The sequence below is a fragment of the Bradyrhizobium sp. SRL28 genome (assembly GCF_018596315.1).
In the GTDB taxonomy this organism is placed as follows: Bacteria; Pseudomonadota; Alphaproteobacteria; order Rhizobiales; family Xanthobacteraceae; genus Bradyrhizobium.
Genome location: NZ_JAHEAG010000085.1, coordinates 1 through 12,551, shown reverse-complemented (window position 1 = coordinate 12,551; position 12,551 = coordinate 1). Strand labels below are relative to the sequence as shown.

The window sequence follows — 12,551 nt, the reverse complement described above, 5'->3', positions numbered from 1 at the left end:
ACTTTGACAGCGCGCCGCGAACTTCTGCTCTTCTCCGATCAGCGGACATCGCCGACCGGGTGCGTCAGGTCCGAAAAGTGCCACTGGCGATATCGAGTGCATGGGACTAACAGAACGACTGTAGTAGGCGGCGCCGGCCAGTGGTCACGAGAAATCCTGCCTCAAAGTGGCGGCGATCTGTTCCAGCGCCCAGTCGACCTGATCGCTGGAGATAACTAGCGGCGGGGCGATGCGAATCGTGTGCCTGTGTGTGTCTTTGGCGAGGATGCCTCGGGCCTGCAGGGCCTGACAGTAGCGACGTGCACCGCCTGCTTCCGGATGAAGCTCGACCGCCAGCATCAGCCCGCGTCCACGTACTTCCCGGATCGTGTTGCTGCGGATGCTGCTCAGGCCATGGAGAAAGCGGGTGCCCTGGGCGGCTGCGTTGTCGATCATCCCTTCCTCGACCAGCACGCGCAGCGCAGCCCGAGCCACCGCACAGGCCAGCGGATTGCCGCCGAAGGTCGAACCGTGCTGGCCAGGTTTCAGGGTGCCGAGCACCGCGTTGTTCGAAAGTACGGCCGACACTGGGTAAAAGCCGCCGGACAACGCCTTGCCGAGCAGCGTAACATCCGCCTCGATGCCCTCGTGCTGTTCCGCGAGCAGCTTGCCGGTGCGGCCGAGCCCGGTCTGGATCTCGTCCAGAACCAGCATCACGTCGTGCGCAGTGCAGAGTTCGCGCACTACTGTAAAGTAACCTGACGGTGGGATGACGACGCCCGCTTCTCCCTGGATCGGTTCGACCAAAAAGGCAACCGTGTTGGGCGTGATTGCCTTCTTCAGCGCCGTGGCATCGCCGAATGCGATGATCCTGAAGCCCGCCGCGAACGGTCCGAAGTGGTCACGCGCCGCCGGGTCGGTGCTGAATCCGATGATGCCAAGGGTGCGGCCGTGAAAATTATCGGCGCAGACGATGATCTCGGCCTGCCCGTCCGGCACCCCCTTCACCTCATAGCCCCATTTGCGCACCGACTTGATCGCACTCTCCACCGCTTCGGCGCCGCTGTTCATCGGCAACACCTTGTGGGAGCCGGTCAGCGCGGCGATCTCTTCGTAGAAAAGGGCCAGCTGGTCGTTGTGAAAGGCGCGCGACGTCAGCGTCAGCCGGCCCGCCTGCTCCACCATCGCGGCCAAGATCTTCGGATGGCAGTGGCCCTGATTCACCGCGGAATAGGCGGAGAGGCAATCGAGGTAGCGATGGCCCTGCGTATCCCAAACAAAGACGCCCTCGCCGCGCGACAGAACGACGCCGAGCGGCTCGTAGTTCCGGGCGCCAAAGCGCGCTTCCCTCGCGATGAAATCAGTGACCGATGGATCCATGTTTCGTCACCAGCATCTCGGACACCATGTCGAGCAGCTTCGCTTGAGATCACAGTACACCGGACCTTCGCGGATTTCGAGGAACGTTCAAATGTGCTGCTCGTCGTCGCCGATGCAAACGCGAGGCACTACTTCTCGCCAGCAAGAATGCGCTCTGTGGTGCCGCTGCGCCTCAGAGGGTGGATCTAGTGTCAGCATCGCTGACGTGCCTCGGAAAAAAATGCTCCGCGGGTCTAAGAGCAAATGCGTGGCCGACCATAAGAAATCGGTCTACTCTCCGTTACGCTCGGTCGAAATTCGATACTGACCTGGAGCTACCTCATGATCAAAACGCAAATCGCTTGCCGCTTCAGCCACGGTGGGATTTGCGTTTGCCTGACCGGCGTTGGGACAATCAGAAGAGCCCGACTTCAATAGGTTGACGAAGGTTGCCATCGTTGCAAGCGGACGCCGGCGGCCTGTCGAGAAACAGGATCAAACTTGGCAAACTTGAACGGGAGAAACGTCGATGGGTAACAACTTGAGAAGCGCATGTGACGAGATTTTGCAAAAGGTCGTGACTGTCAAGGATCGTGTTCCGGGCGTGGTGGCGATGATCACCGACCGCTCGGCCAGCATCTACGAAGGCGCCGCCGGCGAGCGTATCCTTGACGCCGGTCAGGCAATGACGACGGATACCGTCTTCGCCATCTACTCCACTACAAAAGCGATGACTGGCACAGCGGTCCTGCAATGCGTCGAGGAAGGCAAGCTCGACCTTGATGCTCCGGCCAAAAACTACGCCCCCGACATCGGCAAGCTCGAAGTGCTCGATGGGTTCGACGCCGACGGGACGCCAAGGCTGCGGGCGCCGAAGCGCGACATCACCACCCGCATGCTGATGCTGCACACCGCTGGTTTTGGCTACGACTTCTTCAATACCACTTACTTGCGCCTGGCGCAGGAGCGCGGCCAACCCAGCGTGATTACCTGCTCGAGGGCATCAATTATGACGCCGCTGCTGTTTGATCCTGGCGACAAATGGGAATACGGCAGCAACATCGATTGGTGCGGGCAGGTTGTCGAGGGCATCCGCGGCAAGCGGCTCGGCGAGGTTCTGGCTGAGCGGGTCTTTGCACCGCTCGGCATCGCGGACATGGCCTTTTCGCTGAGCCCCTCAATGCGCGAGCGCCTCGCTACCATGCACCAACGCGAGGCCGACGGATCACTGACTCCCCTTCCCGACATGCAATTGCCGGCTGATCCGGAAGTCGATATGGGCGGCCACGGACTCCACGGCTCCATCGGCGAGTACATGAAATTCATCCGCATGTGGCTGAACGACGGAGCGGGGCCGCACGGCCGCGTGCTCAACACAGAGACGGTCGAGGCTGCTGTCCGCAACGGCCTGCAAGCGCATCAGACGGTCACGGTGCTGCCCGGTGTCATTCCGAGCATATCGAACGATGCCGAGTTCTTCCCTGGCCTCAAGAAATCCTGGTCCTACACCTTCATGGTGAACGACGAGGACGCGCCGACCGGCCGTCCGGCCGGGGCGCTCGGCTGGGCCGGGCTCCCCAACCTGTTCTACTGGATCGATCGCAAGAACGGATTCGGCGGATATTGGGCGACGCAGATCCTGCCGTTCGGCGATCCGATTTCGTTCGGCGCCTACATGGATTTCGAGACGGCTGCCTATGCGGCCGGCCAGGCGCGCGCGGCAGCGTAATGCGGGAGCGCCTTTTGCGGCGTGGCGCCTCCCGCAGAACGGGCGGGGGCGGCCGCCAGCGCGTGCGTTGCGATATCCCTAGCGGACATCGGGCTGCCCGCCATTCGCGCAGGCTGCACCGCCGCTAGGGCATAGCGAGAAGACAACCGAACCAGAGATGCCAGGAGAAGGCTCACAATTGGAGGTGCGTCATGACAAATGTGCAAGGCGAGTCTCAAAGGACTGGCGCGAAAGCCGACTTTGACGCGGTAATCATCGGTGCCGGATTCTCCGGCATGTACATGCTCCATTCGCTGCGCGACAAGCTCGACCTGAACGTCACGGTGATCGAGGCCGGCGACGGCGTCGGCGGCACCTGGTACTGGAATCGCTATCCCGGCGCACGCTGCGACTCCGACAGCTACATCTATTGTTACACGTTCGACAAGAACCTGTTGCAGGAATGGAATTGGTCCGAGCGCTATCCGGAGCAGGACGAGATCCTGCGCTACCTCGAGCACTGCGCCGAGCGCTTCGACCTGAAGCCCGATATCCAGTTCGGCAAGCGCGTCGTCGAAGTCGTCTTCGATGACGACACCGAGTTGTGGACCGTGCGCACCGACAAAGGCGACGCCGTCACGGCGCGCTTCGTTATCCCGGCCGTCGGTGCCCTGTCGACCGCCAACGTGCCGCCGATCAAGGGGCTACACTCTTTTGTGGGCAAGTGTTACCACACGAGCCAATGGCCGCACGATGGCGTCGACTTCACCGCCAAGCGTGTCGGCATCATCGGCACGGGTGCAACGGCGGTGCAGGCGATCCCCGAGATCGCGCAGCAGGCCAAGCACCTGACGGTGTTCCAGCGCACGCCGAACTTCTGCGTGCCTGCCCGCAACGGCCGTGTCAATCCCGAGGTGACTAGGGCGCGCAAGGCCGATTACGACGGGATCCGGCAGCGCATCAAGGACTCTTTCTTCGGGTTCGAGCTGAACTTCATACCGAAGGCGGTGCTCGAAACGACGCCCGAGGAGCGCGAGCAGGAGTTCGACAAGATGTGGGACGCGGGCGGCTTCGCCTTCTGGCTGGCGAACTATCAGGACATGTTCTTCTCCAAGGAGGCGAACGATGTCATCGCCGAATATCTCAAGCACAAGATCCGTTCGATCGTCAACGACCCGGCGACCGCGGAGAAGTTGACGCCCAAGACTTACCCCTACGGCACCAAGCGCCAACCTCTGGACACCAACTATTTCGAGACCTTCAACAAGAAGAACGTGGCGCTCGTGGATGCGAGCACCGATGGTCCAATCGAGGAGGTCACGCCGAACGGCATTCGCGCGGGTGGCAAGGAGTATCCGCTCGACATCATCGTCATCGCCACCGGCTTCGATGCGATGACTGGCCCGCTGAAGAACCTCGGTATCAAGGGGCGCGGCGGCAGGGCGCTGGTGCAGGAGTGGGAGGACGGTCCGCAGACCTATCTCGGCTTGGCGATCGCAGGCTACCCCAACCTGTTCACGATCACCGGCCCGCAGAGCCCCTCGGTGCTGTCGAACATGCCGGTCTCGATAGAGCAGCATGTCGAGTGGATCACCGAATGCATCGCCCATATGCGAAGAAACAAGCTAAAAACGATTGAGGCGAGCTCGCAGGCACAGGACACATGGGGCACCCATGTCACCGAGGTCGTGAATTCCACCCTAATGCCCGGCACCAATTCCTGGTACATGGGCGCGAACATAGAAGGTAAGCCGCGTCGATTCTTACCCTATCTCGGGCCGGAGGGCGTCGGCGGATACCGCAGAAAGTGCGCCGAGGTCGCAGAGAACGGCTACGAGGGCTTCGTGTTCACGAGCCAAGGTCAGAGCGGGACCGTGCACCGAATTGCGGCCGAATAAACTTGACGAGCCTTGACCGGGGGCTGCGTTCAAGTCGCAGCTCCCGGCATGGGGCGCCGGGCGCTTCGAGGACTTTGCGGAAAGCTCACGGGCTCATGCGCCCGGAAGAAAGCAAGTGGTCGCCTCAATGACCGCTTAGGGTCAAACCCGGAAGTCGCCGACTGCAACCAAGAGGTCCGCTATGCCCCCTGTGAGCGGACATCGTGTCAGCCTAGTCTCCCAGGTCCGAAAAGTGCAGAAGTTTACCCCCAACAGTCCGTACAGCCTGCTACACGCCATCCGTCCACGTGGGCGCAGCAGGCACCTCGCCGTCTTGGCACAACCCGTACAAAGACTGATGCTGACGGAAGCCGCGCAATTCGAAATGGCCGATTTCAACGACCGGTGCCGCAACTTCGGCGGCAAAAGCACCACTCATGAGCAGTGGCCGGCCAACATCCTTGCAGAGGAGTTCAAGCCGACTGAGGATGTTGATGTCGCGCCCGACGGCGGTGAAGTCGAGGCGATTGCCAGAGCCAATGTTGCCGTATGCGGCATCACCATAGTGCAGAGCAATATCGATGGAAATATGCTGCTGGACCTCGGGCGGTGAAGCCTGGAGCGCAGCCCGCGTTGTCTGCGCTGCAGCCAGGGCCGACTCACAGGCCGGCGCTGGATCATCGCCGGTGACTGGAAAGATCGCAATGACCGCATCACCGATATACTTCAGGATGTCACCTTCGCTGCCAATGACGCCAGGGACGACCAGATCGAAGAAGGTATTTAGGAGTTCAATGATTCTTTGCTCCGGAAGCTCATCTGTCAGTCTGCTGAAACCACGCAAGTCGGCGAGCAGCATTGCCGCCTTGATGTGGCGGACGTTTCCGCGCTGGACGGCGCCCGCCATAATCCGCGCGCACGGATCTCGACCTACATAGGTGGCAAGAAGTTCACTATAGATCCGCCGGCCCGCCGTCACTTCGAGAACTGGGGTAAAGGTCGGCACTAGATAGCGAAAGAGTTCAACGTCCGCTTCCCTAAACCCGCTGGGAGCGTCGCTTCCCCACGATATCGCGTTAACGATCCGATTCGAAAAGATAAGAGGCGCCATCACGTAATGGGTAATGCCTTGCGCCCGCAGCGTTGCGAGGATCGGGAAGCGCCGATCGGTGGCTTCGCTAAGGACAGTATCAAGCCACTGTCCGGTTTCGATAACGTACTGAAGGGGGCTACTCTGGTAATCCGACGTAGACTCGATACCGTGTCGCGTCGTTCGGAACTCGGTACTCTGTCCACGGCGCCAGATACGCGATATTCCCCGGAATTCTGGATGCAGCGTACGGACATGCACTGTGGCGCGGGCTATCGGCGCCCCGAGCACGGTGAGCTTCTCGCAGAGCATCTCAAGAAGCCCACCGGTATCGGGCGCAAAACGTCCCTCCTCGCTTAGCCAGCGCAGAAGCTCGGCCTTGCGATCAGCAAGTGAGATATCGAGAGCCTTGGTCACATTTCACCCGAAGTTTCCCAGGGCACATCCGCAACGATACGTTCCTGTAGCGCGCTCGCAGCTCGGCCGGGCCGTCGCTTCATCGAGCCACCTTTCAGCCCGAGGAGAGCAATTTAGCACGGCCTGATGGCAGAGTGGTGGCCTCGTAGGTCACAGCAAATGGGGTGCTCGACTTCCGATTTGGGTCAAGCTCAGAAGTCCGAGCGCGCAACTGGGCAGTCCGCTTTACCCTCAAGAACAGACGTCGTCAGCCGGGCCTGTCAGGTCCGAAAAGTGCCACAAGCGACATCGCTTTCTAGGTTTGCGAGGCGGCCTTACTCTTCGTCGTTAGGTTTGGGCTCGGATTGCTTCGGCAGCATCTGGAGCCAGGAATCCGCCAGCCTCAACCAAGCATCCTTGTCGAGGGGGTTTCTGGCGTTCTCCGCCATGCGGCGACATTCCGCAGACTGTAGCCGATACTCTTCATCGCTGCTCATGCGGTATTAAAGCACGGAATAGCCAAATATTTCAAATTACGTCGGCGCTTGCAGTTGTCCACGAAGCCATACGTTCGTTGTGACAGACTTCATCGGATCGCCGATTAGTTCGACCACAGTCTGATTGACGTGTTTGCACGCAGGGCATTCGAACGTCCGGATGTCAAAGCCGATGGGGCCTGGTGTAACCCGCGCCAACACAGTTCTTGTCTGGCAGGTGGGGCAGATTGGTCGCCGGATGGGCATGATGCTTCGCCTTTTAGTGCAGGCGGGAGCGTTACAGAACTCTCAGTCACCGGTAGATACCGAGGGGGGCGGTGATGCAACCAGCATGGAACCTTCGCGATCCCGCCGCTGGTCAATATTGACCACTTTCGAGAAGTTAACACAGCTTTAATGTCGCAACTTAAGATCGGACCCAAAGTCACGCAGCTTCATCGCGATCTCCGCCGGCAACGCCTCTCGCAAGTGGAACCCGAATTGCTCCTGTTCTGTTGTTAGGTGTAGGCCGAGCGGCCCCGAACCAGCCGAGCCAACCCTATGCCCAAGATCCGCGTTTCAATGACGGATTTGCAGCGTCGAGCGTTGCTAGAAGTGAGACAGCAGCCCGGTTGTCATGACGTCCGGGAAATAGCGATCAATCGTGTTGCAAAGCCCGCTGAAAATAACTGGTCGCTCTGTGTGCTTGCAGCGGGCTCGGCAGATGCCAATACCGCCGCGCGCGCGGCGGTTCACGTCCAGACTGTCCTGCGCCGGGACTATGATCTGCTGACGGATTGATCTGTTGGTCCATAAAAGGAAGGCGGAGAAAAAATGGACCACCGCTTCACATTCTCGGTATTCACGATTGAGATCAACGGCAGGCCAACGCTGGCGTTGCAGGCTAAGAAGCACAAGGACGCGGAACGTCTTTGCGAGCACGGTCAGTTACGCAAAAAGTTGATTAAGATCACCTCTCATGGCGCCCCGTTGTGCGATGCCAGCGCCACGATGAAGCTCAGGTTGGCTACCGCCGAAGAAGCCGGTCTTTATCGGCGAGCAACGCAATCGACCGAGCCATCAAGTGACACTCACGTCGTGTATCTTATGGATGATCTCGATGGATAGGGCCGTGAATATCCGCTTTGCCGCATTACGGACTTAGCTCGGACATCGAGCAGGTGCCAATAGGCGACATGCCAAGCGAGGCCTCTGAGGCTGCCTGGCAGCGTCGCTTTAAGCCGACGCGCCACCACATAGCAGGTGCCGGTAACCGTGCTTTGTCATCCATTTTGCGCGCGATAGATGGCTCTCGAATGCCCTCCGAGCGCGATCAGAGTCATCTCTCGGATCAAGATGGAGCACTATTCGTGCGACTTCGCGCCAGTCCGCGCCTTCCGCATTCGCGTCTAGTAGGCGAAGATACGTGATGATGTGCTCCTCATCATAAGCGGTCAGGACGGCATCGGAGGGCGCGATATCGGCGACATCGGGATCAGGCGGCGGCTTCTGCATTGTGCATCTCGCACTAGTTACTGATCGAGAACTCTCCATTGGGCTCTTGGCATATTGATGACGCGTAGCGGCGAAGTCCGCTTTACCCTCAAGAAACGACGTCGCCAGCCGGGCCTGTCGGGTCCGAAAAGTGCCAACAACGGAAGTCCCCCTTTCGATCACCTCGTTGCCATGGGCGAGCATCTGACAGCGCGTGGTCATTCGGGCAGCCCGGCTCGCCGCAATGCTTCTTCGTATCGCGAGAGGTCTTCGGCGCGCCGAATAGGGGGGAGCACGTCTTGGAGATTGGAAATACGTAGTGCGGGATTGAGTTGCCGCAGCCGAGCCACGGCATTGTGTGCTTGCTCCGGCCGTCCGGCCATTGCATTGCTAACGGCGGCGATGCGTAAACCAGGTTGATAGTCCGGACTGTCCTGCAATGCCATTGCCGCCCATGACACAGCTTCGTCATAGCGGCCCAGGAAGAAATGCGCATACGCGGTCCCGCCTCGCATTCTTGTTACCCACGGATCGAGTGGGCTCAGGCGCATGGCACGCGCGAAGCGCTCGATCGCCGCTTCCGGCTCGCCGAGCCAGTTTTTTACCCAGCCGCCCCAAGCCCATGCCTCGGCCAAATTGGAATTGAGCACAAGCGCGCGATCGATCAAGGCGGCGCCTGCCTCGAGATCGCGAACAACATACACAAATGCATGCCCGCTGGTGGCGAGCGCGATCGCGTCATCCTTGCCCAACTCAACCGCCCGTTGGGCGAGCCTCTTCACTTCGGCAGTCTCGTTCGCTTCGTCTGAAATCCAGCTATTGATCTTGGCCCGGACGTAGCAATTGGCGGCACGACCATAGGCGGACGCAAAATCCGGGTCGAGATCGATCGCGCGGTAGAACAGGCGCAATGCCTCCTCGTTCGTTTGCCGGTTACCAAACTGATATACCTTGGCCAAACCGCGCAAATAGAGGGCATAGGCGTCGAGGCTCTCGGTCGGCTTGCGCTTGGCACGCTCGATCTCGGCTTTTTCCACCGCTGGCGCGATCGCCCCGACAACGCTCTCAGTCACCCGGTCCTGCAGATCGAAGACGTCGCTGAGACCACCATCAAACCGTTCCGCCCAAAGGTGCGCCCCAGTGGTGGTATCGACGAGCTGTCCCGTGATGCGCACCCGGTTCGCCGACTTGCGAACGCTCCCTTCCAACACGTAACGCACCCCCAGCTCGCGCCCGATCTGCTTTACGTCGACGGCGCGCCCCTTGTAGGTGAAGCTCGAGTTGCGGGCGATGACGAACAGCGCCTTGAAAGGAGATAGCGCCGTGATGATGTCATCGACCATTCCGTCGGCAAAATATTCCTGCTCCGGGTCGCCGCTCATGTTGATAAACGGCAGAACAGCGATGGAGGGCTTCTCGGGGAGCGTAAGGACGTCCCCAACAGGTAGGCGGTGCGGCACAGCTGGCATGGCGCGACCGTTTGGGACGCGCCAGACCCGCATCGGTTCGGCGATATTCTTCAAGGATTGCGAACCCAAATCCTCAAACGTTATATCTACCTTGCCCCGAATTTGCCGACGCGCGTCGTCCGAAATGCTGATACCGCCGGGCTCCGCGATCCCTTCGAGACGCACCGCAATATTGACCCCGTCACCAAAGATATCGTTCTCTTCGATAATGATATCACCGATGTGAATGCCGATGCGGAGTTCGATCCGCTTGTCCTGCGGCAAGTTGATGTTTTGTTCGGCCATGCCGCGTTGAATTTCGGCGGCACATCGCACGGCGTCGACCACGCTGGCGAACTCAGCAATAGCGCCGTCCCCGGTATTCTTGACGACGCGTCCGTGATGCTCAGCGATTTTGGGATCAAAAAGAGTTCTTCTAAGCGCCTTCAGTCGCGCCAGCGTGCCTTCTTCGTCTATCCCTATCAGGCGGCAAGAGCCCGCGACATCCGCCGCCAGAATTGCTGCCAGTCGTCGCTCTACGTGCTCGCTGCTCAAGATGGCCCCCCGTGCTCGGGGACATTGAGTGTTTATATAGCACAATTATCGGCCGATGTTCGGCTATGCGCAGGTCGGAAATGGGTCAAACTCAGAAGTCTGAGTGCGCAACTGGGAAGTCCGCTTTGCCCTCAACAACGGGCATCGTCAGTCGAAGAAACGATGTGTGTGAGAAGGACGAATGACTTGAACCAACAAGTGAGCAAGGGCCAACAGGTCGCCGAAGGGCCAATCTGGAAATCCCGCTGGACGGCCTGTCGGGGCTAGGCAGCGAATATCCGAACAGCTGCTAGCTGACCTTGCGGTGGTCTGGGAGGAGCATGGCGTAACCTGCAGCGTCTCGCGGCAACGGATCCCGGCAAGCTGGCGCAAATCGCCTACGGGCTGTTGCCTCGCGACGTCTTCGCGTTGAGCAGCGGACACCTGGCAATCTGGATCCCGACGAGTGGGCGATACTTCGGCGGGTGATCGACCTCATCCAGGCGAACGCCAAGGGCGCCGAGCTGGGGCCGGTGCTGGAGACGATCGAGAACGCATTGCCGGCAGATCAAGCCAAACTGATCACGGCAGAATGAGAGTGGGGCCGCCGAAGGGCGACCTGTCAGCGACCCCGACCCTGCCGACCGCTTGGGATGCGTCGCGGCCGACCTGATTCAACGGCCAGAGGCCTGCGCGGTTTCCATTAAAACGAGGCTGAATAAGTGTGGGGCCGCCGCTGGGGCATACTAGCGACGACCCCCCGCCGACCGCTTGGGCACCCGCTGGCGCGGCCGACGTGATTCAACGAGCGACGTCCCGGGCGGTTTCTATTAAATGCTGAATGACAAACAGGGCCGCCGGAGGCCTCTCAATTCCCCTGAAGGCCCCTGCCGACCGGAAGGAGATCACCTGCACTCGCGGCCGACCTGATTTCAACGTGAGAAGGATTAGTCGTGTTCCTTTTGGGTTTACCCTGGCAAGTCGGTCGAATGAGACACATTTTTGTCTCAATAGGGTTGGCTTCGGAGTTTTGATACATCACCGTCCCATGGTCTAGGGCCAAATGAGACAGGGGATCAAAAATGACTGTTATCGGGTATGCGAGGGTCAGCACCACCGATCATAGCCTCGACATTCAGGAGGCTGCGCTGAAGGCGGCAGGCTGCGAGGTCATCCGTTCGGAAAAGCGGAGTAGCACCACCACCACCGGTCGCGCTGAACTGCAAACCGTTCTGGACTTCCTCCGCCCGGGCGACGCGCTGATGGGTCACGCGCATCGACAGGCTCGCTCGTAGCATCGGCGATCTGCAAGACATTGTCCGGGCGGTGAAAGCCAAGGGCGCCACGCTGAAGGCTACAGAGCAGCCGATCGATACCGGCACCGCGGCTGGCAAGTGCTTCCTCGACATGCTCGGCGTGTTCGCGGAGTTCGAAACCAATCTCCGCAAAGAACGCCAGATGGAGGGCATCGCTAAGGCCAAGGCTGCTGGTTGTCTACAAAGGTCGTCCGGCATCGATTGATCCGGCCCAAATCCAGCGGCTCAAATCTCAGGGCATTCGGCCGTCACAGATTGCCAAGCAACTCGGTATCGCTCGCGCATCCGTTTATCGGGCCCTGGAGGGTTGATGTGACCATGACCGTTCAAGACAATGCATCTGCACGTCATTGACCTCTTTCAGACACGGCGTCACGCATAGCTGGTGTCGTCGCCCCTCGGAGGCCTGGGCGTGGTAAGAAGGCGAGGAGGTTCGCATCCCGCCTGTCAAATCGCCAATCTCCTCTGGAAATCACCTCGCGTTCCGCGAGCGTCAACGCCGGCCTGGAGCGACGCCGCTCCGCTGGACGAATCCCACCATGCGGAGCTACCAAAAAAATAGATCGACGATGGCTGCTTACCAAAAGCTCGTCCAATCGCCTTCAGCGACTTCCCCACGCTTCCAGCGATCCCATAACTCCGTCTTCTCTGCCGCAGTAAAACCTCTATGAAATCTTCGTTCCATCCCACACTCCATCTTTTCCCTCTAAGATAAAGTGTTGCGGCGACCGGTTGAGACCACCCCCCGAAAGCGGACACCGTCACGGACGGTCGGCATGTCTCAAAAGTGCCTACAGGCGACATTCGAAATAAACGAGGCCGCCAACTGCGGCCGCCTTATCGGACGCTTAGTTCTTTAATCGCCAGAGCCGAG

General features: G+C 59.8%; 8 protein-coding genes and 2 pseudogenes. 6 read left to right on the top strand and 4 right to left on the bottom strand.

From position 1 onward, the window contains the following. Positions 1-144: 144 nt before the first annotated feature. Positions 145-1,359 carry an ornithine--oxo-acid transaminase gene (rocD, locus tag KIP88_RS43880; RefSeq protein WP_214494266.1) on the bottom strand — a complete coding sequence of 405 codons (1,215 nt, stop codon included), beginning with the start codon at positions 1,357-1,359 and terminating at the stop codon, positions 145-147. Between the two features lie 508 nt (positions 1,360-1,867). Between rocD and KIP88_RS43875 the strand changes: the two genes are divergently transcribed. Both KIP88_RS43875 and KIP88_RS43870 read left to right on the top strand, forming a co-directional pair. Then, complete coding sequence (locus tag KIP88_RS43875) at positions 1,868-3,067, top strand: serine hydrolase (protein WP_214494265.1); 1,200 nt, start codon at positions 1,868-1,870, stop codon at positions 3,065-3,067. A 191-nt stretch (positions 3,068-3,258) separates the two neighbouring features. Continuing rightward, positions 3,259-4,944, top strand: a complete 1,686-nt coding sequence (locus KIP88_RS43870; RefSeq protein WP_214494264.1) for an NAD(P)/FAD-dependent oxidoreductase — start codon at positions 3,259-3,261, stop codon at positions 4,942-4,944. Between the two features lie 268 nt (positions 4,945-5,212). Here the strand turns inward: KIP88_RS43870 and KIP88_RS48380 are convergent, their stop codons facing one another. Beyond that, positions 5,213-6,430, bottom strand: a complete 1,218-nt coding sequence (locus KIP88_RS48380; protein WP_214494263.1) for an adenylate/guanylate cyclase domain-containing protein — start codon at positions 6,428-6,430, stop codon at positions 5,213-5,215. A gap of 1,016 nt (positions 6,431-7,446) precedes the next feature. Here KIP88_RS48380 and KIP88_RS43860 point away from each other — a divergent pair. Together KIP88_RS43860 and KIP88_RS43855 are read left to right on the top strand one after the other, a co-directional pair. Then, complete coding sequence (locus KIP88_RS43860) at positions 7,447-7,686, top strand: hypothetical protein (RefSeq protein WP_214494262.1); 240 nt, start codon at positions 7,447-7,449, stop codon at positions 7,684-7,686. A gap of 33 nt (positions 7,687-7,719) precedes the next feature. After that, positions 7,720-8,013 (top strand): hypothetical protein, encoded by a 294-nt coding sequence (locus KIP88_RS43855; RefSeq protein ID WP_214494261.1) that lies wholly within the window; start codon positions 7,720-7,722, stop codon positions 8,011-8,013. A gap of 108 nt (positions 8,014-8,121) precedes the next feature. Here the strand turns inward: KIP88_RS43855 and KIP88_RS43850 are convergent, their stop codons facing one another. Both KIP88_RS43850 and KIP88_RS43845 read right to left on the bottom strand, forming a co-directional pair. Continuing rightward, on the bottom strand, positions 8,122-8,400 hold the full coding sequence (locus KIP88_RS43850; RefSeq protein ID WP_214494260.1) for a DNA -binding domain-containing protein: 279 nt from the start codon (positions 8,398-8,400) through the stop codon (positions 8,122-8,124). A 197-nt stretch (positions 8,401-8,597) separates the two neighbouring features. Next, on the bottom strand, positions 8,598-10,382 hold the full coding sequence (locus KIP88_RS43845; protein WP_249791508.1) for an adenylate/guanylate cyclase domain-containing protein: 1,785 nt from the start codon (positions 10,380-10,382) through the stop codon (positions 8,598-8,600). A 232-nt stretch (positions 10,383-10,614) separates the two neighbouring features. Between KIP88_RS43845 and KIP88_RS48865 the strand changes: the two are divergent. Together KIP88_RS48865 and KIP88_RS43840 are read left to right on the top strand one after the other, a co-directional pair. Next, positions 10,615-10,794 (top strand): annotated as a pseudogene (locus tag KIP88_RS48865) (hypothetical protein); the annotation flags it as partial. A 649-nt stretch (positions 10,795-11,443) separates the two neighbouring features. Then, a pseudogene (locus KIP88_RS43840) lies at positions 11,444-11,988 on the top strand (recombinase family protein). The last annotated feature ends 563 nt before the right edge of the window (positions 11,989-12,551 follow it).